This window comes from Paraburkholderia fungorum (assembly GCF_046027605.1).
In the GTDB taxonomy this organism is placed as follows: Bacteria; Pseudomonadota; Gammaproteobacteria; order Burkholderiales; family Burkholderiaceae; genus Paraburkholderia; species Paraburkholderia fungorum_F.
Genome location: NZ_JAQQEF010000026.1, coordinates 58,912 through 82,741 on the forward strand (window position 1 = coordinate 58,912; position 23,830 = coordinate 82,741).

The window sequence follows — 23,830 nt, forward strand, 5'->3', positions numbered from 1 at the left end:
ACCGATTAACGTAAAGCCCGCATCCGCGGGCTTTACTTCCTGCACATCACCGTAATCACACCGCCGAAAACCGGATCACCCCATCCGCATCCTCCGTGCGCTTCAACTCACCCGCGAGCCATAGCAGATGCAAGTGAGCCAACGCCTCGCCCATCGCGAATGTCATCTGATGGATGTCGAGTTGGCGCTTGAACATGATCGGCACGATATCCGCGGCGCTTTGCGGCTTCTCCGCGCATACCTCGCGCACTTCAGCCAGACGCGCGTCATGATGTTCACGCAATTGCCTGATGCGCGTACGCACGCCGCGAAACGGCTTGCCATGCGACGGCAGCACAAGCGTGTCTTCGGGCATCGTCTCGTAGCGGCCGAGCGACTCCAGATACAGCGCGAGCGGCGTGCCTTCCGGTTCCATGTCGAACACCGAGACGTTAGTCGAAATCCGCGGCAGCACCATATCGCCGGAGATCAGCGTGCCGGTCTCTTCGCAATGCAATGCGCAGTGTTCCGGCGAATGGCCGAAACCGGTCACCACCCGCCACGTCTTGCCGCCGATCTTCACGCCATCGGCTTCGCGCAGACGGCGGTACTGCCCGGGAAGCGCCGGCACGAGAGTCGAGTAGTAGCTCGTGCGATTGCGCAGTTTTTCGAGCGACTCCGGATCGCCCAAACCATGCCGCGCGAAGTGCCGCGCGGCGCCCTCGCCGCCCGCATTCGAACCGTCTCCGGATGCCATCACGCGGGCCTGCATGTATTCGCCGAGGGTCGTCCACAAGCGCACGTCCCAGCGTTTCTTGTCGCCACCGGCGCAAATCCAGTGCGCGAGGCCAATGTGATCCGGATGGCAATGCGTGACGATCACGCGCAGCACCGGCAAGCCGTCGAGCACGGAGTCGAACACTTTCTCCCAGTTCTCCTTGATCGTGTCCGAGGCAATGCCGCAATCGACTACCGTCCAGCCTTGCTGACCGTCGATTTCATCGCGCAGCAGCCACAGATTGATGTGATCGAGTGCGAACGGTAGCGGCATGCGCAACCAGAACACGCCGGGGGCGACTTCCATCGCGTGGCCTGCTTCCGGCAAGGTGTCGTTGAACGGGTAATCGAGTTGATGTTCGAGTGCATTCATTGTGTGTGTCTTCCTCCGTCGGCCGTCCGGCATGGCGAGGTATGCGATGCCGCACGGCGTGGTTGCGGCCCGGCCGGGACATACCGGTGCCGTATTGCGCCGTAGTTACGTTGCTCTTGCGTTGCTCTTGCGTTGCTCTTGCGTTGCTGTTGCGTTGCTGTTGCGTTGCTGTTGCGTTCCGATCAAGTTGACGATAACGTAAACGTCGATTCTATCGTTCAATCTGATTTTCTGCCCGGTCACGGCACGCCCCGATGAACACGCAATATACGATCACCGAGCTCGCGCGGGAATTCGACGTCACGCCGCGAGCGATCCGCTTCTATGAAGACCAGGGTTTACTCTCGCCCAGCCGTGAGGGATCGAGCGGTTTGCGGCGCGTCTATTCGGGCCGCGACCGTACGCGCCTGAAGCTCACGCTGCGCGGCAAGCGGCTCGGCTTCACGCTGTCGGAAATCCGCGATCTGCTCGATGTCTATGAGTCGCCGACCGATACCGTGCCGCAATTGCACGCCTTCCTTGCAACGGTGGCGCGCCATCGCGACGTACTCGAACGTCAACTGGAGGATCTGAACGCGACGCTCGAAGACCTCGCGCAATATGAAAGCCAGGCGCGCGCGCTGCTGGAGAGCGGGGCACGCGAGACCAAGTCCGCGTAGGCGGCAATCAGGCAAATATTTTTTGCGGCAAGTTGCGCCGATTAAGGCATGCCAAACAGAGAGATTGAGCGGAGATAGTCTGAAAGTCGGCGAACGCCTGCCAACGTCCAGAAGACGCCAGGGCGCACGCTAAGCGGCGCGATGCGTCGCGGGCCCACCCGAACGATACAATCACGGGTGTCTTCACGACATGGTACGAATGCACGGTCGACATGAATCACTTCCCCAAACTGTTGTCGTCGCAGATCGGCTTTGACGTCGCCCAGACGATGCTCGAAGGATTCGATCGGCACTACCGGATCTTCCGCGACGCCGCGATCCATGCCAAAACGCTTTTTGAAGCCGGCGACTGGCACGGCCTGCAAACGCTGGCGCGCGAGCGCATTACCTCGTATGACGATCGCGTCGAGGAATGCGTCGAACTGCTCGAAGACGAATACGACGCCGAGAATATCGACGACGAGGTCTGGCAGCAGATCAAACTGCACTACATCGGCCTTCTGACCACGCACCGCCAACCCGAATGCGCGGAGACGTTCTTCAATTCGGTGTGCTGCAAGATCCTGCACCGTTCGTATTTCAACAACGACTTCATTTTTGTGCGTCCGGCGATCTCGACCGAATACATCGAGAACGACGAACCGGCCGCGAAGCCGACCTATCGCGCGTATTACCCTGGCAAGGACGGTCTTGCCGCGACGCTCGAACGCATCGTCACCAACTTTCAGCTGGAGCCGCCATTCGAGGATCTGAAGCGCGACGTCGAGTGCGTGATGCAGACGATCCAGGATGCGTTCGGCGTGTTCGACGAAGCGCCCAACTTCCAGATCCACGTACTCTCGTCGCTGTTCTATCGCAACAAGTCGGCGTATATCGTCGGACGGATCATCAACGGCGATTTGCTGTTGCCCATCGCGGTGCCGATACGCCATGTGAAACCGGGCGTGCTCGCACTCGATACGGTGCTGCTCAAACGCGACCAGTTGCTGATCATCTTCAGCTTCTCGCATTCGTATTTCCTGGTGGATATGGAAGTGCCGTCCGCTTACGTCGAGTTTCTCGGCACGATCATGCAAGGCAAACCGAAGGCTGAAATCTATACGTCGGTGGGTTTGCAGAAGCAGGGCAAGAATCTGTTCTATCGCGATCTGCTGCATCATCTGAAACATTCAAGCGATCAGTTCATCATCGCGCCCGGCATCAAGGGGCTCGTGATGCTGGTGTTCACGCTGCCGTCGTTTCCGTATGTATTCAAGCTGATCAAAGACCACTTCCCGCCGCCAAAGGAAACCACGCGCGAGCAGATCAAGGCCAAGTATCAGCTCGTCAAACGGCATGACCGGTTAGGCCGCATGGCTGACACGCTCGAATATTCGAGCGTGGCGCTGCCGATCTCGCGGCTCGACGAAGCACTGCTGCGCGAACTCGAAAAGGAAGTGCCGTCCCTGATCGAACCCGATGGCGAGAACCTGGTGATTCGTCACATGTATATCGAACGCCGCATGGTGCCGCTCAACCTGTTCCTGCAAAACGGCAGCGACGACGACGTCGATCACGGCATCAACGAATACGGCAACGCGATCAAGGAATTGATGCAGGCGAACATCTTCCCCGGCGACATGCTGTACAAGAACTTCGGCGTGACACGTCATGGCCGCGTCGTGTTCTACGACTACGATGAAATCGAGTACCTGACGGAATGCAACGTGCGCGCGGTGCCGGCGCCACGTAACGAGGAAGACGAAATGTCCGGCGAGCCGTGGTATTCGGTCGGCCCGCACGACATCTTCCCGGAGACATACGGCACGTTTTTGCTCGGCGACCCACGCGTGCGCCGGTCTTTCATGCAGCATCACGCGGACTTCTTCGATCCAGCGCTATGGCAACGGCACAAGGATCATCTATTGAAAGGCGAACTGCCCGACTTTTTCCCGTACGACAGCAGCGTGCGCTTCTGCATCCGCTATCCGGAACGATTCGCCGATGCGGCGTCCGGCATAGCGGAGAACCAGGCAGATGAGCGCACCGTGCGCGTGGCGTGAGCCTCATGCGCCACTCGCATTGTTGACTGCATCGTCCGAACTTCATGTAACGACATCGACCCGTCAATCGGTCGAGCAACCGCCAGACTCACCATGAACGAAAACGCTTCTCCCGCTGCCAATCCGCTGGCCCATCTGTTCGACAACAACGACGCATGGGTGGCCCGCAAGCTGTCCGAAGACCCGGAGTACTTCTCACGTCTCGCGCACCAGCAGACACCCGAATATCTGTGGATCGGCTGTTCCGATTCGCGCGTGCCGGCCAACCAGATCATCGGCCTGCCGCCGGGCGAAGTGTTCGTGCACAGAAATATTGCCAACGTGGTGGTGCATACGGATCTGAACTGCCTGTCGGTGATCCAGTTCGCCGTCGATCTGCTCAAGGTCAAGCACATCATGGTGGTCGGCCACTATGGCTGCTCGGGCGTTGGCGCAGCGCTGCACGGCCGGCGTGTGGGTCTGGCGGATAACTGGCTGCATCACGTGCAGGACGTGCGCACCAAACACGCCGCGTTGATCGAGGAGTGGCCGCTGGGTGAGGCGCGCCATCGGCGTCTGGTCGAACTGAATGCGATCGAGCAGGTCATGAACGTATGCCGTACTACCATCATCAACGATGCGTGGGCACGCGGTCAGGAACTCACCGTGCATGGCTGGGTGTATGGCGTGCACGATGGCAAGGTGCGCAACCTCGGCATGACGATTAGCGACGCTGCCTCGCTGGATGCAACCTACAGGAGCTGCGTTGCGGCGGTGTCGGCCAGCGGCGCGCATAAAGCGGACAACGACATGGTCGCGGCCGATGCGGCCCAGCTCGGCGACGTGCCGGCCATCGTCGAAGGTGTGATCAAAGAACTTAAGCATGAATGAAACCCGCATGAGTGAGGCAAACATGAGTGAGACAAAGTCTGATCCGGTCGTAATCGTAGGTGTGGCCCGCACGCCGATGGCGGCATTTCAGGGCGATTTCGCTTCGTTGACCGCGCCCCAGTTGGGTTCGGTTGCAATCGAAGCTGCAGTGCAACGCGCCGGTTTGAAGCCCGAACAGATCGACGAGGTCGTGATGGGTTGCGTGTTGCCCGCGGGCCTCGGCCAGGCGCCCGCGCGTCAGGCCGCGCTCGGCGCCGGCTTGCCGTTGAGCACCGGCAGCACCACCGTCAACAAGATGTGCGGCTCCGGCATGCGCGCGGCGATGTTCGCGCACGACATGCTGGCCGCGGGCTCGGTCGATGTCATCGTCGCCGGCGGCATGGAGAGCATGACCAACGCGCCGTACCTGTTGCCGAAGGCGCGTAACGGCATGCGCATGGGCCACGGCCAGGTGATCGACCACATGTTCTACGACGGTCTCGAAGACGCGTACGAAAAGGGCCGTTTGATGGGCACGTTTGCCGAGGAATGCGCGGCGTCGTTCGACTTCACGCGCGAAGCGCAGGATGCGTTCGCCGTCGAGTCCCTGAATCGGGCGAAACGCGCGAATGAAGACGGTTCGTTTGGCTGGGAAATCGCACCCGTGAAGGTGGCAAGCCGCAAGGGCGACGTGACCATCGATCACGACGAGCAGCCGTTCAAAGCGAACCTCGACAAGATTCCGACGCTCAAGCCCGCGTTCAGCAAAACCGGCACGGTGACGGCGGCGAACTCGTCGTCGATTTCCGACGGCGCCGCAGCGCTCGTGATGATGCGCGAATCGACCGCGAAACGTCTCGGCGTCGAGCCGCTGGCGCGTGTGGTCGGCCATTCGACCTTCGCGCAGGAACCGGCGAAGTTCACCACCGCGCCGGTCGGGGCGATTCGCCAGCTGTTCGAAAAGAACGGCTGGCGCGCCGACGAAGTCGACCTGTATGAGGTCAACGAAGCGTTCGCGGTCGTCACGATGGCGGCGATGAAGGAACATCGGCTGCCGCATGAAAAGGTCAACGTGAACGGCGGCGCCTGTGCGCTCGGCCATCCGATCGGCGCATCGGGCGCACGGATTCTCGTCACGCTGATCGGCGCGTTGAAGAAGCGCGGTCTGAAGCGCGGCGTCGCGACGCTGTGCATCGGCGGCGGCGAAGCAACGGCGATGGGCATTGAACTGGTTTGATGCGCGGTTTGCAGGCGCTAGCGGGTTTAAGGGCTTGAGGTGATTCGATGAAGACAGTGTTGATCGTCGGTGCGTCGCGCGGCATCGGCCAGGAGTTTGCGCATCAGTACAAGAAGAGCGGCTGGCGCGTGCTCGCCACCGCGCGCGACGGCGCCGCGCTCGACGCGCTGAAGGCGCTCGGCGCGGAGACCTTTTCACTCGACGTCACCGCCCCCGAGGAAATCGCCGCGCTCGGCTGGAAGCTCGACGGCGAACGGCTCGACGCGGCGGTGCTGGTATCGGGCGTATATGGCCCGCGAACCGAAGGCCTCGAGGCGATCACCGCCGAAGACTTCGACCAGGTCATGCATACCAATGTGCGCGGACCGATGCAATTGATGCCGATCCTGCTGCCGCTCGTCGAAGAAGCCGGCGGCGTGTTCGCGGTGATATCGAGCAAGATGGGCAGCATCGGCGACGCCAGTGGCACGACCGGCTGGCTATACCGGGCGAGTAAGGCCGCGCTGAACGACGCGCTGAAAATCGCCTCGCTGGAAGCACGGCGCGCAACGTGTATTTCGCTGCATCCTGGCTGGGTGCGCACCGACATGGGCGGCGCGCAAGCGGCGATCGATCCGGCGCGCAGCGTCACCGGCATGCGTGATGTTCTCGCGCAGGCCGCGGCATCGCGTGAGGCGTTCAATGGCCGCTTCTATCAATACGACGGCACGGCGCTCGAGTGGTGAGCAGACAAATGGCGAGACTAACAAGGAGACCGGGCCATGGTGCTTGATCAGGATCATCTGATGGTCCGCGATGCGCTGCGCACGTTCGTGAGCGAAGCCGTTACGCCGCATGCGGCGCAATGGGACCGCGAGCGCGCGTTCCCGAAGGACGTGCATCGGCAGCTCGCCGAACTCGGCGCCTATGGCGTTTTGGTGCCCGAAGCGTATGGCGGCGCCGGCATGGACGCGCTGGCGCTCGCGCTGATCCTCGAGGAAATCGCGGCGGGCGACGGCGGCACCTCGACTGCGATCTCCGTCAACAACTGCCCGGTGTGCAGCATTCTGCTGACCTATGGCACCGACGCGCAGAAACGCGACTGGCTCACGCCGCTCGCGCGCGGCGAGATGCTCGGTGCGTTTTGCCTGACCGAACCGCAAGCGGGCTCCGACGCATCCGCGCTGCGCACCACCGCGACACGCGATGGCGACGGCTACGTGCTGAACGGCGTCAAACAGTTCATCACGAGCGGCAAGAACGGCAACGTCGCGATCGTGATGGCCGTGACCGACAAGGCCGCCGGCAAACGCGGCATCAGCGCATTTATTGTCCCCACCGATACGAAGGGTTACGTCGTTGCGCGCATCGAAGACAAGCTTGGCCAGCATTCGTCGGACACCGCGCAGATAATTTTCGAGGATTGCCGCGTGCCGGCCGCGAATCTGATTGGCGCGGAAGGCGAAGGCTATCGGATTGCGCTATCGGGGCTCGAAGGCGGACGCATCGGAATCGCGGCGCAAAGCGTCGGCATGGCGCGCGCCGCGTTCGAGGCGGCATTGGCCTATGCCAGGGAGCGCGAGAGTTTCGGTCAGCCGCTGTTTTCGCACCAGGCCGTGCAGTTCCGTCTCGCCGATATGGCAACCCAACTCGAAGCGGCACGTCAGTTGATCTGGCACGCGGCCTCACTGAAAGACGCCGGCCAGCCCTGCCTGACGGAGGCCGCGATGGCCAAGCTGTTCGCTTCCGAAGCCGCGGAGCGCATCTGCTCGGCGGCCTTGCAGATTCATGGCGGCTACGGCTATCTGAGCGACTTCCCCGTCGAACGCATCTACCGGGATGTCCGCGTGTGCCAGATTTACGAAGGCACCAGCGACATCCAGAAAATTTTGATCGCGCGCGGTCTTGGCTGAAGGTCTGATGAATAAGCAACTGTTGTCAACGCAACGACCATCCGAGTGCCCCTGCGGCGGCGCCGCGCCTGACCAACGCAATGGCGCCAAGCCGCCGCGTTTCGAACAATGCTGTGGACGCTATATCGACGGCGGTGAAACAGCGCCGCGTGCGCTCGAACTGATGCGCTCGCGTTACAGCGCATATGTTGTCGGCGCAACCAATTATTTGCGTGCTACCTGGGCACCGCACACCTGCCCCATGGATCTCGACGCCGACCCTGCGGCCCCCGACGCGCCGCGTTGGCTCGGACTGCAGATCAAGGCCTTCGCGGACATTGACGCCGATCATGCCACGGTCGAATTCGTCGCACGATACAAGGTAGGCGGTCGCGCCCACCGGCTGCACGAGTTGAGCCGCTTCGTACGCGGCGAAGACGGGCACTGGCGCTATGTCGATGGCGACGTGAGCGAATAACCCAAGCCTTTCAAAGCCTTACACAACTCAGCGACGCAGCGACGCCGATCGCGCCGTGACCACATATGGCCCTCAAACGAGGGCTTTTTTTTTCGTGTTGGCTCGACACCACAAGCGCGCGTGTTGCGACACATTACTTCGTGCAGCCAAGCACCGCGCGACGGGCGTTATGCCGCCTTCCGGCGGGCGAATGTGGCGAGCTTCACACGCGGCAATTTTCTTCGTCGCGGGTTCTCCTTGATTGCACAAAACAAAATTGTCGTGCCAGGATGAGGCTGTAGGTTTATGACGTCACGTTGCGAGAACTGGTCCATACCGCTTCCGCAAATGCGCAGGCGCCCTGCCGATAGCCTTCAGTAAGGGTTCGACAGCGGTTCCGGGCAGCAGATGTGACGCTCATCATCGGCGCGTGGGGTCGCGTCGGCCGTTTGGGTTCATCCCGTGCGATCTCGATTAGCGTGCGTGCGCCTGGCGCACTCCGTACGCGAGTGTGTTTTTGTGTGTCGAAAACACCGCCGAAAGGCAGTTGTCAGCAATGGCATTCGACAGACAAGGCATCACGGTGTTCAGGGCAGGTTTTTGAGGCAGGTGCGTCAATGGTGTTCAGCAAGGTTCTGACGAAGTGTGCGGTGACGTGTGCAACGGCGATATGCGCTGTCGCGCTCGCGCATGCCGACCCGCTCGCCGACATCCAGGCGGGGCCTCTCACTCGGGCACACGTGCCGCGCATCGCGCTCGACGACGACGTCTATCTCCCCAGCGCCGGCCTCAACGAACAGATTATTCGCGTGCCGGTCGACGCTGCCGGCACGGTCACGCTCGAAACGACGATCTACAAACCGGACGGTCCAGGTCCGTTTCCGATGATTGTTTTCAACCACGGCAAGATTCCAGGCGACCCGCGCACGCAGGAGCGCAGCGACCCGTTGCCGTTCGCGCGCGAATTCGTGCGCCGCGGCTACGTGGTGGTGGCGCCGAATCGCCAGGGCTTCGGCCATTCCGACGGCACTTATCAGCAGGATGGTTGCGACGTCGCACTTAACGGCGTCGGCCAGGCTGGCGACGTGGCCGCGACGATCGATTTCATGTCGAAGCAGCCTTACGTGGACGCGACCCACATCGTGGTGGCCGGCACTTCGCACGGCGGCCTTGCGACGATGGCATACGGCCCCGAGGCTGCACCGGGCGTGCGGGCCTTGATCAATTTTTCGGGCGGTTTGCGGCAGGACGCGTGCACGGACTGGCAGGCCAATCTGACGCGCGCATTCGGCGCGTATGGCGAGAAAACCAGGGTGCCGTCGCTGTGGCTGTATGGCGATAACGATTCAGTGTGGACTCCGCCGCTGGTGGCCGGCATGTTTGCCGCGTATGCCGCGCACGGCGCGAGCGCGAAGATGGTGGATTTCGGCAACTACAAGAATGACGCGCATCGGCTCGTGGGCGATCGCGATGGCGTACATGTTTGGTGGCCGGCGGTCGAGGCGTTCCTTGCTCAGGCGGGGATGCCTACCGGCGTGCAATATCGGGTCGATGATCCTTCAGCGCCGAAGGCGAGTGGGTTTGCCGCTGTCGATGCGGTCGACTCCGTGCCGTTTGTGGATGAAGCGGGTCGCAATGGGTATCGGAATTTTTTGCACCAGTATCCTAGCCGGGCTTTTGCTGTGTCGGATTCGGGTGCGTGGTCGTGGGCTGAAGGTGGTGATAATCCGATGTCGGTTGCCATTGCTAATTGCCAGAAGCAGAGTTCGGCGCCCTGCCGGTTATATGCGGTTGATAACTCCGTTGTATGGGGGAGTGGGTCTTCGCAGACGGCGGATTCTTCTTCCTCGTCCTCTTCGCCTTCCTCCTCCTCTTCTTCAGGGGCTGATAATGGGCGGCCGGCCATTGCTAGTCGGAATTAATAATTAAGGTTGGGGTTGCCTGCGCGGCGCTTGTTTGTCTGTGCTTTTATGGTGTTGGCCTTTCCTTGATCTGGCTTTTTGGCCTTTCCTTGATCTGGCTTTTTGGCCTTTCCTTGATCTGGCTTTTTGGCCTTTCCTTGATCTGGCTTTTTGGCCTTTCCTTGATCTGGGTTTTTGGCCTTTCCTTGATCTGGCTTTTTGGCCTTTCCTTGAATTGATATTGGTCTATTAGCGTCGCCCCTGTGCGGGGCGGGCACTTACTTCTCTTTGCCGCCGCAAAGAGAAGTAAGCAAGAGAAAGCGGCTCACACCGCTAGTTCTTAAGCGGGTCCCCCGCACAGTCACGGTAGTGGTGCATCTGGAATCCGTGCCCTCGCACATTCAACGTGAGTGACACAGCAGTCATTCTTCCCGCGGCGCTGCGCGCGCCGAAACGCATTTCTCAAAACCAATTCCTGCGTTTCACTCTCGCGTTCCATTCAAGCCCCATTCGAATTTATTACCCTCGTCAATTCATTTAGGGCACTCAGGCATTCGGCATTCGGCATTCGGCATTCGGCATTCGGCATTCGGCATTCGGCATTCGGCATTCGGCATTCGGCATTCGGCATTCGGCATTCGGGTAATTGGGTTCATTTCCGGTTCATTCGGCATTTCGCCGAGGCGAAGCCGCTGGCCCCCACCGCGCCCTAACAAAGCCACTGGTTTGCGTGCTCGCCCTTCCGGCGAGCACGTAGGGCGAGGCGGGAAGTATGACTTCCTTGTCACTCACGCTGAATGCGCGAGGGCACGGATTCCAGATGCTCCACTACCGTCACTGTGCGGGGGACCCGCTTAAGAACTAGCGGGGTGAGCCGCTTTCTTTTGCCTACTTTTCTTTGCGGCAGGCAAAGAAAAGTAGGTGCCCGCCCCGCACAGGGGCGACGCTAATACACCAATATCAAATCAAGGAAAGGCCAACACCATAGGCAGCCAGCCAAAAAACACACGCCCCCGGGGCAAAAACCCCAAACCAAACCCCAGCGCCGCAGGCAATTCCCCCCACAAGCTCCAACTACTTTGCCGTCGTCAACTCCGTCGATCAGCGACCTTCAGACCGAATCTGAAACCACCTGCATCGAACAGCACCAAACCCCAGCGCCGCAGGCAAAAACCACCCCCCAACCCCTAGTGCGCAGCACGAAATAAACCGCTAATCTCACCTCCGCAAGCCTCCCCAAGGCCGCGCGCAGCGCAAAGAAAAACCGCGAATGAAAGGCCCTAAAAAAGCCAGCCGTGCAACGGCAAAAAAGCACCTCGGAGTACCTTTTGGAAAAGTCAGCATCCCCTGAAGACTGGATCACCCGCAGCCTGCGTGCCGTATGGCATCCCTGCACCCAGATGAAACACCACGAGCACCTGCCGCTCATCGCCGTCGCGCGAGGCCAGGGCGCATGGCTCTACGACCGCTCGAACAACCGCTATCTGGACGCGATCAGCTCCTGGTGGGTCAACCTTTTCGGCCACGCCAACCCGCACATCAACGCGGCGCTGAAAAACCAGCTCGACACGCTAGAACACGCCATGCTCGCCGGCTGCACGCATGAGCCCGCCATCGAACTCGCGGAGCGCCTCAGCGCGCTCACCAACAACACGCTCGGCCACGCCTTCTTCGCATCCGACGGCGCGTCCGCCGTCGAAATCGCACTGAAGATGAGCTTCCACGCGTGGCGCAATCGCGGCTTCGCGGACAAGCAGGAATTCGTCTGCATCGCCAACAGCTATCACGGCGAAACCATCGGCGCGCTCGGCGTCACCGATGTCGCGCTCTTCAAAGATGCCTACGATCCGCTGATCCGCAGCGCGCACGTCGTCGCTTCGCCCGATGCGCGCCTCGCGCAAGCCGGTGAAAACCCGGCCGACGTCGCGCGCCGTGCGCTCGATCAGGTTCGCTCATTGTTCGAAGCTCGCGCCACGAAAATCTCCGCGCTGATCGTCGAGCCACTCGTGCAATGCGCGGCCGGCATGGCGATGCACGACGCGTCGTATATCGCCGGACTGCGCGCGCTCTGCGATCAGTACAGTGTGCATCTGATCGCCGATGAAATCGCCGTCGGCTGCGGACGCACCGGCACCTTCTTCGCCTGCGAACAAGCCGGTATCTGGCCGGACTTCCTGTGTCTGTCGAAAGGCATCAGCGGCGGGTATCTGCCGCTCTCGATCGTGTTGTCGCGCGATGAAATTTTCGAGGCCTTCTATCACGACGATACCGCGCGCGGCTTCCTGCACTCGCACTCGTACACCGGCAATCCGCTCGCGTGCCGCGCGGCGCTCGCCACGCTCGATCTGTTCGCGAGCGACAACGTGCTCGCCGTCAACGCACACAAGTCCGCAAAGCTGAAAGCCGCGCTCGCGCCGCTCGCCGATCACCAACAGGTGCGCAATCTGCGTCAGTGCGGAACGATCTTCGCCTTCGACGCAGTGATCGACGACGCTCAGCAAGCCAAAACATTCTCGCGCCGCTTCTTCGAAAACGCGTTGCAGCGCGAGCTGCTCCTACGGCCGATTTCGACGACGGTCTATCTGATGCCCCCGTACATCCTCGACGACGAAGAAATCGCGCTGCTCGCCTCGCGCACTCGCGAAACCTTCGAAGCAACGCTCGCGGAGACCTGCTAATGCACCTGCTCGACACACTCACCGAAGGCCTCAAGGACATCGACTCGCGCGGCCTGCGCCGTCGCCGCCGCACTGCTGACACGCCGTGCGCCGCGCACATGACCGTCGACGGCCGCGAGATCATCGGCTTCGCCAGTAACGACTATCTCGGGCTCGCGGCACATCCGCAACTGATCGCGGCCATCGCGGAGGGCGCGCAGCGTTACGGCGCGGGCAGCGGCGGTTCGCATCTGCTCGGCGGCCACTCGCGCGCGCACGCACAACTCGAAGACGATCTCGCTGAATTCGCCGGCGGCTTCGTCGACAACGCGCGCGCGCTTTACTTCAGCACGGGCTACATGGCGAATCTCGCCACGCTCACCGCGCTCGCGGGCCGCGGCACCACGCTCTTCTCCGATGCACTGAATCACGCGTCGCTGATCGACGGCGCGCGCCTGTCTCGCGCCGATGTGCAGATCTATCCGCACTGCGACATGGAAGCGTTGAGCGCGATGCTCGACGCGTCGGACGCCGACGTCAAAGTGATCGTCTCCGATACCGTGTTCAGCATGGACGGCGATATCGCGCCCTTGCCGCGTCTGCTCGAACTCGCGGAACAGCACGGCGCATGGCTGATCGTCGACGATGCGCACGGTTTCGGCGTGCTCGGTCCACAAGGACGCGGCGCGGTTGCACAAGCCGCGCTACGCTCGCCGAATCTGATTTCGATCGGCACGCTCGGCAAGGCCGCGGGGGTGTCGGGCGCGTTCGTCGTCGCGCATGGAACGGTGATCGAATGGCTCGTGCAGCGCGCGCGTCCGTACATCTTCACGACAGCTTCCGTGCCCGCCGCGGCGCATGCGGTGTCCGCGAGTCTGCGTATCATCGGCGGCGAAGAAGGCGACGCGCGGCGTGCGCATCTTCAGCAGTTGATCGAACGCACGCGTGCGATGTTGAAGGCGACGCCGTGGTTGCCGGTCGATTCGCACACCGCTGTGCAGCCGCTGATCATCGGCGCGAACGACGCCACGCTGGACATTGCGGCCACGCTCGATCGCGCCGGCTTGTGGGTCCCGGCGATCCGCCCGCCCACGGTGCCCACGGGTACATCGCGGCTGCGCATTTCGCTCTCCGCTGCGCACTCGCACGCGGATCTGGACCGGCTCGAAGCGGGCTTGCAACAACTCGGGGCGAAAGCGGCATGAGCACGGCGCTGTCCCTATTCGTCACCGGCACCGATACGGAAATCGGCAAGACCTTCGTCTCCGCGGCGCTTTTGCGCGGCTTCGTTCGCGAAGGACTGCAAGCCGCCGCGATGAAGCCGATTGCCGCGGGCGCATTCGAATTGAACGGTGTGCTGCATAACGAAGACGCCGATCAACTCGACGCCGCGTCGAGCGTCCTGCTGCCGCCGCAGGTTCGCACGCCGTATCTGCTGAAGGAACCGGCCGCACCGCATATCGCCGCCGCGCTGGAAAATGTCACATTCGACATCGATCACATCGTCGATTGCCATGCGCGAGCGCTTGAACAGGCGGAGATCGTCGTCGTGGAAGGCGTCGGCGGTTTTCGCGTGCCGCTGAGCGCAACGCAAGACACCGCCGATCTCGCCGTCGCGCTGAAGCTGCCGGTCGTGCTGGTGGTCGGCATGCGCCTGGGTTGCATCAGCCACGCATTACTCACCGCTGAAGCGATCGCCAGGCGCGGGCTGACGCTTGCCGGCTGGGTGGCGAATCGCATCGATCCAGACATGACGTTCCCCGACGAAAACATCGCGTCGATCCGCGAGCATCTCGCGCGTGAATACGACGCACCGTTGCTCGGCATCGTGCCGCATTTGACGCCGGCTTCGCCCGAACTCGCGGCCGGGCAACTCGATATCAACCGACTCCTGCAGATGCTGCGCCACGCGCAACGCTGAGAATCCATCACATCCATCCATGAGGATTGACGACATGACGCAACTGAACATCGCTCCGAGCCCAGCCGACACGGCTGCCTCGAATCACAACGCCAACAATGCAGCAGCGGGCGCCAGGCCGGCCGCCAAGTGGCGCGTCGCCGACATCGTCGCGTTGTACGAACTGCCGTTCAACGACCTGATGTTCCGCGCGCAGCAAACCCATCGCGAACATTTCGACGCCAACACCGTGCAACTGTCCACACTGCTGTCGATCAAAACCGGCGGCTGCGAAGAAGATTGCGCGTACTGTCCGCAGTCGGTGCATCACGACACCGGCCTGCAAGCCGACAAGCTGATGCCGGTCGATGAAGTATTGGCCGCCGCCAAGGTCGCCAAGGACAACGGCGCGACGCGCTTCTGCATGGGCGCGGCGTGGCGCAATCCGAAGGACCGTCACCTCGAGCCGATCAAGGACATGATCCGCGGCGTGAAGGCGATGGGCCTCGAAACCTGCGTGACGCTCGGCATGCTCGAAACGCATCAGGCGCAAGGTCTGCGCGAAGCCGGCCTCGACTACTACAACCATAACCTCGATACGTCGCCGGAGTTTTACGGCCAGATCATTTCGACGCGCACGTACCAGGACCGTCTCGACACGCTGGAACGCGTGCGCGAGGCGGGCATCAATGTGTGCTGCGGCGGTATTGTCGGCCTGGGCGAATCGCGCCGTGAACGCGCCGGCCTGATCGCGCAACTCGCGAACATGGAGCCGTATCCAGAATCGGTGCCGATCAACAACCTGGTGCAGGTGGAAGGCACGCCGCTGACCGGCACCGAAGCCATCGATCCGTTCGAATTCGTCCGTACGATCGCGATTGCCCGCATCACGATGCCGCGCGCGATGGTGCGTCTGTCGGCGGGCCGCGAGCAGATGGACGAAGCGTTGCAGGCGATGTGTTTCCTTGCCGGCGCGAACTCGATTTTCTACGGCGACCAGTTGCTGACCACGAGCAATCCGCAAGCCGAAGCGGACCGCAAGCTGCTCGAACGCCTCGGCATTCGCGCGGAAGCGGCGCAACAGATGCCGCTGGATCAGAGCGGCTGTGAGCATGGCTGCGATAAACACGGCGCGCCGAACTGAAGATCCGAAGTATCAACCGCGCGTGATGAACACGCGCAATAAAAAAGCCGCCTCGCAAAGAACTGCCCCCTTGATTTGGACCTCCGTCCAACGATCCTGGGTGCCGTTCGGAAACGAGGCGGCCTTTCTACATCTGAGGCAGAGACTTACTTCTTATCCACGATGATCTGATCAAACGTCCCACCGTCGGAGAAATGCGTTTGCTGCGCTTTCTGCCAGCTGCCGAATATCTCCTCGACCGTGAAGAACTTGATCGGCTTGAACTCAGCCGCGTGCTTCGCGAGCACATTCTTGTCGCGCGGACGCAGATGATGTTGCGCGATGATTTCCTGCGCGGCCGGCGACCACAGATAGTCGAGATAGGCCTGCGCTTCCTTGCGCGTACCACGCTTGTCGACCACCTTGTCGACGATCGACACCGGCGGCGCAGCCAGCAGGCTCACCGACGGATAGACCGCTTCGAAATTGCCCGCGCCCACGCCCGTGTCGATCAACGACACTTCATTCTCGAACGTCACCAGCACGTCGCCAATACCGCGTTGCGTAAAGGTTGTCGTCGCGCCGCGGCCACCTGTGTCGAGCACCGGCACGTTCTTGAAGATGGCCTTCTCGAAATCGATCGCCTGCGCATCCGTGCCGCCGTGCTGCTTGCGATAACCCCATGCGGCCAGATAGGCATAGCGGCCATTACCCGAGGTCTTCGGGTTGGCGATCACGACTTGCATGCCGGGTTTGGCGAGATCGTCCCACTCCTTGATGTGCTTCGGGTTGCCCTTGCGCACGAGGAACACCATCGTCGTGGTGTACGGAGCGCTATCGTCCGGCAGACGCGTGCGCCAGTTGGCGGGCACCAGTTGACCCTTTTCGGCGAGCAGGTCGATGTCGTTCGGCTGGTTCATCGTCACGACGTCTGCCTGCAATCCTTGCAGCACGGACAGCGCCTGTGCACTCGACGCGCCATGTGACTGGCGAATCGACACGGTCTCGCCGCTCTTCTGTTTGTATTGCGCGATGAAGCCGGCGTTGATGTCCTTGTACAACTCGCGCGTCACGTCGTACGACACGTTGAGCAGCGATGTGTCCGCGTGCGCTGTCGATACGCCGCCGAGCGCGAGCGTCATTGCCGTCATGCCGGCTGCCAGCCAGCGCGATGTCCCCGTCTTGCCTGCCATCTTGTCCCCGCCTATCGATGAAAAAATCTGCAGCCGCACGAGCGCGCGGCGTGAAGCGGGATTCTAACGGATCGCTTTCTGGTCGCTCAAACGAACGCGTGCTGCGCGACCTCGAGCGTCTCCTCGCGAAAGCGCAGCGGCGCCGCGCAGTGCACCAGCGTGTCGATGAAATACTTGGCGCGCGGCCAGGGCCCGAATCCCGCCGCCGTGTTGATATGTCCCGCGTCCCCGAGATTGACGAATGCGCTGCCGAAACGCTGCGCTAGATCGCGCGAACCGGCGAGCGGCATCCACGGATCGGTTTCGCTGCCGATCAGAATCGACGGCACGCCGAGACGCCGGGCGTCGAACGGGCCCGCGAAGGCAAACTTCTCCGGGCTCGCGGGCGCAACGAACAACACGCCGACCACATCGTTCGCATACGAGGCCTGCTGCAACGCGTGCGCAGTCGCAAGACAGCCAAAGCTGTGGGCGGCCAGCACGAACGGCCCACGTTCGCGCGCGAGCAGATCGCGCAGCGACTTCGCCCAGACAGCAAGGTCCGGGGCTTCCCAGTCGGCCTGTTCGACGCGCAGCGAGCGCGCGAATTGCCGTTCGAGCCATGTTTGCCAGTGCGCGCCCTCGCTGCCGTGCAGGCCGGGAACGGTGACGAGCCGCGGCGGCCATGTCGATTTGATGCATGAAAGCATGTCAGTCCCTCGCTGCCGGAATCCGGAAAGTGATTGTCCCGCCGGGCGCCGCAAGGGCGAACCAAGTTTTTGTGCTTTGTTTATGGGGTAAATGCGCGGCCATGGCGGATCGACCCGGGCGGCCCTTGCCCGCAGTTCAATGGTTCGAGGCGCGCGGCCGAGCCCAGCCGAGGTATAGGGTCAAGCCGGCGTCACCACCCAAACCGCACGCCCGTGCGCAAACGCGCGCGATTGGCGTCGAAAAAGTAGAATGAAGCCTATCCAGAAAAGGAGGTGGCCCATGCCGCAAGCGTCGTCTGAAGCGCCGCGGGCGTTGCGGCCCATCTACCGGGCCCTTCCCGCCATCAGACTCGACAACGCACACGCCATCCAGACCGTATGAAAATCCTCTTCTACATGCCGCATGCCGATTCCGCCGCGTGGCTTCACGACCTTACCCACGCGCTGCCGCAAGCGGAGCTGCGTGAATGGCAGGCAGGCGACACCGAACCGGCGGATTTCGCGGTGACATGGCGTCCGCCACGCGAGATGCTAGCCGGCCGCGACGATCTGCGCGCCATCTTCAATCTCGGCGCGGGCGTCGATGCGATCCTCTCGCTCGAACACGAGCACCCCGGTACGTTGCCGCGCAACGCGCATCTGATCAGGCTCGAAGACACCGGCATGGCCCCGCAGATGGCGGAGTACGTCACCCATGCCGTGCTGCGCTACCTGCGCCGCTTCGACGAGTATCAAACGCTGCAAAGCGAGCGCCGCTGGCAAGTACTCGATCCCCATCCGCGCGAGACCTTCACCGTCGGCGTGCTCGGCCTGGGTGTGCTCGGTGCGCATGTCGCGCAAGCAGTCGCGGCCTTCGGCATGCCGGTGCGCGGATATAGCCGCAGCGCGCGGCAAATCGACGGCATCACGACCTTCGCAGGCGTTGAGCAATTCGATGCATTTCTCGACGGCGTGAAAGTATTGGTCAACCTGTTGCCGCACACGCCGGATACCGGCGACGTGCTGAACCGGCGCACCTTCTCGAAGCTCGCGAAGGGTGCGTATCTGATCAACGTCGCGCGTGGCGGGCATCTGGTCGAACAGGATCTGCTCGAAGCGCTCTCCAGCGGCCAGCTCGCCGCCGCGACGCTGGACGTGTTCCGCGAGGAACCCTTGCCGCCCGATCATCTGTTCTGGCGGGAGCCACGCATTACGATCACACCGCATGTGTCCGCGCTCACGTTGCGCGAAGAGAGTGTCGCGCAAGTCGCCGGAAAAATGGCGGCGCTGATGCGCGGCGAAACGGTGAGCGGGGTGGTTGACATCGAGCGTGGGTACTAAGCGTGGGTACCAGGCATGGGTATTCGACGTGGACGCCGAGCTCGGATACTGGAAACGAATATCGAACACTGTTCTGAGCACTATCGAGTCAAACTGAAGGAGCGCCGCCACGCGCGGGCTCATTGCATGGGACCGGGGTAACGCGCTAAGGCGCAAACTCCGGTCGACAGCTTTGCATGGGACCGGAGTAACGCGCTAAAGCGCAAACTCCGGTCGACAGCTTTGCATGGGACCGGAGTAACGCGCTAAAGCGCAAACTCCGGTCGACAGCTTTGCATGGGACCGGAGTAATGCGCTAAAGCGCAAACTCCGGTCGACACAGGAGACATATCATGGCCTTGCCCCAGCACGTCAAAATCGTCGAAGTCGGTCCGCGTGACGGACTGCAGAACGAGAAAGAATTCGTCCCCACCGCGATCAAGATCGAGTTGATCAACCGCTTGTCGGCGGCGGGCTTTCGCAACGTGGAAGCCGCGTCGTTCGTATCGCCGAAATGGGTGCCGCAGATGGCCGACGGCGCCGATGTCATGGCCGGTATAGAACGCCGTGCCGGCACGATCTACTCGGTGCTGACGCCGAACCTGCGCGGCTTCGAAGGCGCACTCGCCGCGCGCGCGGACGAGATCGTGATCTTCGGCGCGGCCAGCGAAGCGTTCTCGCAGAAAAACATCAATTGCAGCATCGCGGAAAGCATCGATCGATTCGCGCCTGTCGCGCAGGCGGCGAAGGAACACGGCCTGCGGATTCGCGGCAGCGTATCGTGTGCGCTGGGTTGTCCGTATCAGGGCGAAGTGCCGCTGGCGTCGGTAGTCGATGTGGTCGAACGTTTTGCTGCGCTCGGCTGCGATGAGATCGATATCGCGGATACGATCGGCGTCGGCACGCCGAAACGCACGCGCGAAGTGTTCGAGGCCGTCACCAGGGTGTTTCCGCGTGAACGTCTGTCGGGTCACTTCCACGACACCTACGGCCAGGCGCTCGCCAATATCTACGCCGCGTTGCAGGAAGGTGTCGAGATCTATCACGCTTCGGTGGCGGGACTGGGCGGGTGCCCGTATGCGAAGGGCGCAACCGGCAACGTCGCGACCGAAGACGTGCTGTATCTGATGAACGGCCTCGGTATCGAGACCGGCATCGACCTGGCGCAAGTCGTCGCGATCGGCGATTTCATTTCGACGTCGATTAGCCGGCCGAACGTATCGCGCGCCGGCAAGGCGCTGCTCGCCAAAGCGCGCAGCGAACAGGCCAACTGCGTTTGACGCTTGCCATCCATTCAGGACCTAGAACAATGACGGACCACGCTTCTCTCGATTCCGACGATCTCGCCGCGTTGCCCGATTCCGCCCGCCGTGTCGCGCTATTGTTGCGCGAACGCGGCCACGCGGGACGGGTCGTGATGCTGCCGGAAACCGGCAAAACTTCCGCCGAAGCCGCGGCCGGCCTCGGCTGCTCGGTTGCGCAAATTGCCAAGTCGATCCTGTTTCGCCGCCGTGAAGACGATGCGCCGGTTCTGGTGATCGCGAGCGGCGCGAATCGCGTCGACGAAAAGAAGGTCGCGGCGCAAGTCGGCGAAATCGGCCGCGCGGATGCGAAGTTCGTCCGCGAGAAAACCGGTTACGCGATCGGTGGCGTGTGCCCGATCGGCCACGCCACGGAACCGGTCACGCTGATCGATGCCGATCTGCTGGCGCTCGGCAGCCTGTGGGCCGCCGCGGGTCATCCGCATGCGGTGTTCAATCTGAGCGCGCAGGAACTGATTGCGTTGACGGGTGCGCCGGTCATCGACGTGGCATTGCGCGAGACGGTATGAAGCCATGACAGCGGGCATCGATAGCGAAGACGACGAGGCGGCCGTGCCCTCACCTTGCATCAGCGTGTGCAAGATGGACGCATCAACCGGTTGGTGCGAAGGCTGTTTGCGCACGATCGACGAGATCGCGGGCTGGTCGTTGTTGGACAACGATGCGAAGCGCGCCGTCTGGGACGCGGTCGAGGAACGTCACGTGCAGTTCATGGCAAAGCAGGCACACCCGGCGAAGGAGCAGCGATGAATGCCGCACCGCGCATCGTGACGATCGGCGAGACGTTCCACTCGACGCTGGAATTATCGGTGGACTCGGTGAAATCTTTCGCCACGCTCGTCAACGACTTCAACCCGCTGCATCACGACGAGGCGTACGCCGCGCAAAGCCGCTTTGGCGGTTTGATCGCATCCGGCACGCAGCCCACCGCGCATTTCATGGCGTTGCTGGCCACGCACTTCTCGACCTACGCGCAGCCGCTCGGCCTCGAATTCGATATCAAGCTGAAGAAGGCGGTCCATGCGAACGACACGCTGACAATCACCTGGCGCGTGCGCGATGCTTACTGGAAGCCGAGTCTGAACGGCGATCTGACGCATCTCGAAGGGAGCGTGGTGAACCAGCACGGCGAAACCATGTTGATTGGCACGTCGACGATCCTGGTGATGGCGAAACCCGAAGCATCGGAGCGTTCAGACGCGGACAGGGACGTGGGCACAAGCGCAACCACACGCACCAACGCAAACACACCATGACGAAGCTGCCAGAATCGATCCGAGTCTTCGAACGCGGCTGGCTTTCGTCGAACAACGTGCTGCTGGTCGACGACACCTCTGCCGCGCTCGTCGATACCGGTTACGCAACGCACGCGCCGCAAACCGTCGCGCTGGTGCAAAACACGCTCGGCGCGCGACCGCTCGATCTGATCGTCAACACGCATCTGCATTCGGATCACTGCGGCGGCAACGCGCTATTGCAATCGACGTGGCCGTGCCGTACTGCGATTCCCGCATCCGAGGCCGATGCAGTCGGCGAGTGGGACGAAACCCGTCTGACGTTTCGCGCCACCGGCCAGCGCTGCGAGCGCTTCACCTTCACCGAAACGATCGCGCCCGGCGCGCAACTACGGCTCGGCGCGCTGGATTGGCAGGTGCTCGGCGCGCCTGGCCACGATCCACATTCGTTGATGCTGTATTGCGCTGACGAACGCATCCTGATCAGCGCGGACGCGCTGTGGGAAAACGGCTTTGGCGTGATTTTCCCCGAGCTGGAAGGTGAAAGCGGTTTCGCCGAAGAACAGGCGGTGCTCGAAACCATTGCGAAGCTCGAGGTGCGGCTTGTGATTCCCGGCCATGGTTCGCCCTTCACCAACGTCGACGAGGCGCTTGAACGGGCGTTTTCACGCGTTGCGTGGCTGCGCGCCGATCCGGCGCGCAATGCGAAGAATGCACTGAAGGTGCTGATCGTGTTCAAGCTGCTCGAAGTCCGCGCGATGAGCTTTGACACGTTGCTGCAAATGCTCGACGACGCCGCCGTGATGCGCGCCGCGGCAACCATGCTTAAGCCGCGTGGCGAATGGCCAGCGCTGATCCACACGATCGTCGAGGAGTTGGCGGCCAGAAACGGCCCCCTGGCAATCGATGGCGAGCGCATCGTCGCGCGCGAGGCGTGACGTCGCGGGTCAGGCGGGAGCGGGAAAACACCAAAACCGTCGCCACAAAAAGAAAGCCGCTCAACCATCAAGGCGAGCGGCGGAAATTCTGTCGGACGTGATCAGCGTCGAGGTGAATGATACGCGCGCCGGTTTTTTGACCGCATCAGTGATTTCCCTACAGAAGCTTGACGCCGCCTTTTAAACCCGTATACAGACAACGATACGAAGCCACGTAGTCGCGCGAATGGGACGCCATTGGTTTGTCTATATGAACAATGCGTGCATCCAGTTGCTCCGTAATCCGTAATATTTTCCGCTACCGCATCTGCGTTGCGCTTCTCAGGTTGAGGACAACCGTTTCTGCGGCACGATCCGCCAGCCGAGATTTACACCCGCGGCCGCGAGCAGGATCAGCACCGCGCCAAGCACCTGAATCCACGCGAGCGTCTGCCCGAACGCAACCCGATCGACGATGATCGCCACCACTGGATAGATGAACGACAAGGCACCGGTCATCGAAGTCGGCAGCTTCTGGATCGCGCCGTAAAGCAGCACATACATGAGCCCCGTGTTGACGATACCGAGCACGATCAATTCGAGCCACTGCACGCCGCTGGTCGGCAGCGCATCGAATCGCACGAATGGCGCCAGCATCACGATGCCGAGCGACACCTGAATCAGCGCGATCAGATGCGGCGGTGTGCCCTTCAAGTGCTTCGTGATGATCGACGAGACCGCATACATGGCCGCCGCGCCCACGGCATAGGCAATCCCGACCAGATACTGCCCCGGCATCGCCAGCACCGCCGGCTCGACCTTCACCACGAACACGAGGCCAATGAACGCGACCAGCAGCCAGGCGAGCGTCGACGCGCTGATGCGCTCGCGAAACACCAACGCGCCAAGCGCGACCAGCATGAACGGCTGCGTGTTGTAGACGGCGGTTGCCATCGAGATCGAAGCACGCGAATAGGCCGCGAACAGCAACACCCAATTGATGACGATCGCCGCGCCGCCGAGCAGCGCGAGGCCTAGCATCTTCCACGAAAAGAGCTGGCGCCTGAACAGGCCGAGCACGGCGCACACGAGCGCCAACGTCGCGCCGCCGAAGATGCAGCGAAAGAACACCACATTGAACGGGCTCTGCTGCGACGACACCACCAGCCAGCCGATGGTGCCGGACATCAGCATGGCCATGGTCATTTCGGCCGCGCCGCGGCGAATTTCATTTGACGCCATGATTCGATCCTCGAACGAATTCCTGTATGACCAGCAGTGTAATTAATCCGCGCGCCCGAATACATGGCTAAACTTAAGTCGTTCCACAAGGCAACCTCATAATCGAAG

23 protein-coding genes are annotated in these 23,830 nt (G+C 61.9%); 18 read left to right on the plus strand and 5 right to left on the minus strand.

Annotation, left to right across the window (positions count from 1 at the left end; all coding sequences use genetic code 11):
* Nucleotides 1-55 precede the first annotated feature (55 nt).
* Nucleotides 56-1,129 carry an MBL fold metallo-hydrolase gene (locus tag PQR53_RS31080; RefSeq protein ID WP_408462832.1) on the minus strand — a complete coding sequence of 358 codons (1,074 nt, stop codon included), beginning with the start codon at nucleotides 1,127-1,129 and terminating at the stop codon, nucleotides 56-58.
* A 254-nt stretch (nucleotides 1,130-1,383) separates the two neighbouring features.
* Between PQR53_RS31080 and PQR53_RS31085 the strand changes: the two genes are divergently transcribed.
* From PQR53_RS31085 to PQR53_RS31120, 8 genes are all read left to right on the plus strand, one after another.
* The gene (locus tag PQR53_RS31085; protein WP_408462835.1) at nucleotides 1,384-1,788 is read left to right on the plus strand and encodes a MerR family transcriptional regulator; all 405 of its coding nucleotides are present in this window, start codon (nucleotides 1,384-1,386) and stop codon (nucleotides 1,786-1,788) included.
* Between the two features lie 212 nt (nucleotides 1,789-2,000).
* Nucleotides 2,001-3,830, plus strand: coding sequence for a bifunctional isocitrate dehydrogenase kinase/phosphatase (gene aceK / locus PQR53_RS31090; RefSeq protein WP_408462838.1), 1,830 nt, complete (start codon nucleotides 2,001-2,003; stop codon nucleotides 3,828-3,830).
* 93 nt (nucleotides 3,831-3,923) lie between these two features.
* On the plus strand, nucleotides 3,924-4,700 hold the full coding sequence (gene can, locus PQR53_RS31095; RefSeq protein ID WP_408462841.1) for a carbonate dehydratase: 777 nt from the start codon (nucleotides 3,924-3,926) through the stop codon (nucleotides 4,698-4,700).
* A gap of 7 nt (nucleotides 4,701-4,707) precedes the next feature.
* A complete protein-coding gene (locus tag PQR53_RS31100; protein ID WP_408462844.1) occupies nucleotides 4,708-5,916 on the plus strand; it encodes an acetyl-CoA C-acetyltransferase in 1,209 nt (402 codons plus the stop codon).
* Between the two features lie 47 nt (nucleotides 5,917-5,963).
* Complete coding sequence (locus PQR53_RS31105; protein WP_408462847.1) at nucleotides 5,964-6,641, plus strand: SDR family oxidoreductase; 678 nt, start codon at nucleotides 5,964-5,966, stop codon at nucleotides 6,639-6,641.
* A 36-nt stretch (nucleotides 6,642-6,677) separates the two neighbouring features.
* Nucleotides 6,678-7,808 carry an acyl-CoA dehydrogenase family protein gene (locus PQR53_RS31110; RefSeq protein WP_408462850.1) on the plus strand — a complete coding sequence of 377 codons (1,131 nt, stop codon included), beginning with the start codon at nucleotides 6,678-6,680 and terminating at the stop codon, nucleotides 7,806-7,808.
* Between the two features lie 7 nt (nucleotides 7,809-7,815).
* Nucleotides 7,816-8,265 carry a YchJ family protein gene (locus PQR53_RS31115; RefSeq protein WP_408462853.1) on the plus strand — a complete coding sequence of 150 codons (450 nt, stop codon included), beginning with the start codon at nucleotides 7,816-7,818 and terminating at the stop codon, nucleotides 8,263-8,265.
* A gap of 596 nt (nucleotides 8,266-8,861) precedes the next feature.
* Nucleotides 8,862-10,166 carry a dienelactone hydrolase family protein gene (locus PQR53_RS31120; protein WP_408462856.1) on the plus strand — a complete coding sequence of 435 codons (1,305 nt, stop codon included), beginning with the start codon at nucleotides 8,862-8,864 and terminating at the stop codon, nucleotides 10,164-10,166.
* Here PQR53_RS31120 and PQR53_RS31125 read toward each other — a convergent pair.
* Nucleotides 10,163-10,423 (minus strand): hypothetical protein, encoded by a 261-nt coding sequence (locus PQR53_RS31125; protein WP_408462859.1) that lies wholly within the window; start codon nucleotides 10,421-10,423, stop codon nucleotides 10,163-10,165. The genes PQR53_RS31120 and PQR53_RS31125 overlap by 4 nt on opposite strands.
* Before the next feature lie 1,050 nt (nucleotides 10,424-11,473).
* Between PQR53_RS31125 and bioA the strand changes: the two genes are divergently transcribed.
* From bioA to bioB, 4 genes are read left to right on the plus strand one after another with little or no spacing between them, the layout of a single operon-like run.
* The gene (gene bioA, locus PQR53_RS31130; protein WP_408462862.1) at nucleotides 11,474-12,823 is read left to right on the plus strand and encodes an adenosylmethionine--8-amino-7-oxononanoate transaminase; all 1,350 of its coding nucleotides are present in this window, start codon (nucleotides 11,474-11,476) and stop codon (nucleotides 12,821-12,823) included.
* Nucleotides 12,823-14,007 (plus strand): 8-amino-7-oxononanoate synthase, encoded by a 1,185-nt coding sequence (gene bioF, locus PQR53_RS31135; RefSeq protein WP_408462865.1) that lies wholly within the window; start codon nucleotides 12,823-12,825, stop codon nucleotides 14,005-14,007. The genes bioA and bioF overlap by 1 nt, the downstream gene beginning before the upstream one ends.
* The gene (bioD, locus tag PQR53_RS31140; protein WP_408462868.1) at nucleotides 14,004-14,723 is read left to right on the plus strand and encodes a dethiobiotin synthase; all 720 of its coding nucleotides are present in this window, start codon (nucleotides 14,004-14,006) and stop codon (nucleotides 14,721-14,723) included. Before bioF ends, bioD begins: the two co-directional genes overlap by 4 nt.
* Before the next feature lie 34 nt (nucleotides 14,724-14,757).
* On the plus strand, nucleotides 14,758-15,846 hold the full coding sequence (gene bioB, locus PQR53_RS31145) for a biotin synthase BioB (RefSeq protein ID WP_408462871.1): 1,089 nt from the start codon (nucleotides 14,758-14,760) through the stop codon (nucleotides 15,844-15,846).
* A 146-nt stretch (nucleotides 15,847-15,992) separates the two neighbouring features.
* Here the strand turns inward: bioB and PQR53_RS31150 are convergent, their stop codons facing one another.
* Both PQR53_RS31150 and PQR53_RS31155 read right to left on the minus strand, forming a co-directional pair.
* Nucleotides 15,993-17,018 (minus strand): sulfate ABC transporter substrate-binding protein, encoded by a 1,026-nt coding sequence (locus tag PQR53_RS31150; RefSeq protein ID WP_408462874.1) that lies wholly within the window; start codon nucleotides 17,016-17,018, stop codon nucleotides 15,993-15,995.
* 86 nt (nucleotides 17,019-17,104) lie between these two features.
* On the minus strand, nucleotides 17,105-17,707 hold the full coding sequence (locus tag PQR53_RS31155) for an RBBP9/YdeN family alpha/beta hydrolase (RefSeq protein ID WP_408462877.1): 603 nt from the start codon (nucleotides 17,705-17,707) through the stop codon (nucleotides 17,105-17,107).
* A gap of 378 nt (nucleotides 17,708-18,085) precedes the next feature.
* Between PQR53_RS31155 and PQR53_RS31160 the strand changes: the two genes are divergently transcribed.
* From PQR53_RS31160 to PQR53_RS31185, 6 genes are all read left to right on the plus strand, one after another.
* Nucleotides 18,086-19,027 (plus strand): 2-hydroxyacid dehydrogenase, encoded by a 942-nt coding sequence (locus PQR53_RS31160; RefSeq protein ID WP_408462880.1) that lies wholly within the window; start codon nucleotides 18,086-18,088, stop codon nucleotides 19,025-19,027.
* A gap of 332 nt (nucleotides 19,028-19,359) precedes the next feature.
* Nucleotides 19,360-20,286: a hydroxymethylglutaryl-CoA lyase gene (locus PQR53_RS31165; RefSeq protein ID WP_408462883.1), complete on the plus strand. Its 927-nt coding sequence runs from the start codon at nucleotides 19,360-19,362 to the stop codon at nucleotides 20,284-20,286.
* 29 nt (nucleotides 20,287-20,315) lie between these two features.
* Nucleotides 20,316-20,837, plus strand: coding sequence for a YbaK/EbsC family protein (locus PQR53_RS31170; protein WP_408462886.1), 522 nt, complete (start codon nucleotides 20,316-20,318; stop codon nucleotides 20,835-20,837).
* A 4-nt stretch (nucleotides 20,838-20,841) separates the two neighbouring features.
* Nucleotides 20,842-21,078, plus strand: coding sequence for a DUF1289 domain-containing protein (locus PQR53_RS31175; RefSeq protein ID WP_408462889.1), 237 nt, complete (start codon nucleotides 20,842-20,844; stop codon nucleotides 21,076-21,078).
* Entirely contained in the window at nucleotides 21,075-21,584 is a 510-nt protein-coding gene (locus PQR53_RS31180; RefSeq protein ID WP_408462892.1) for a MaoC family dehydratase, read from the plus strand. The genes PQR53_RS31175 and PQR53_RS31180 overlap by 4 nt, the downstream gene beginning before the upstream one ends.
* The gene (locus PQR53_RS31185) at nucleotides 21,581-22,501 is read left to right on the plus strand and encodes an MBL fold metallo-hydrolase (protein WP_408462895.1); all 921 of its coding nucleotides are present in this window, start codon (nucleotides 21,581-21,583) and stop codon (nucleotides 22,499-22,501) included. The genes PQR53_RS31180 and PQR53_RS31185 overlap by 4 nt, the downstream gene beginning before the upstream one ends.
* A gap of 321 nt (nucleotides 22,502-22,822) precedes the next feature.
* On the opposite strand, the gene PQR53_RS31190 is transcribed toward PQR53_RS31185, so the two are convergent.
* A complete protein-coding gene (locus tag PQR53_RS31190; RefSeq protein WP_408462898.1) occupies nucleotides 22,823-23,722 on the minus strand; it encodes a DMT family transporter in 900 nt (299 codons plus the stop codon).
* Nucleotides 23,723-23,830: the final 108 nt, after the last annotated feature.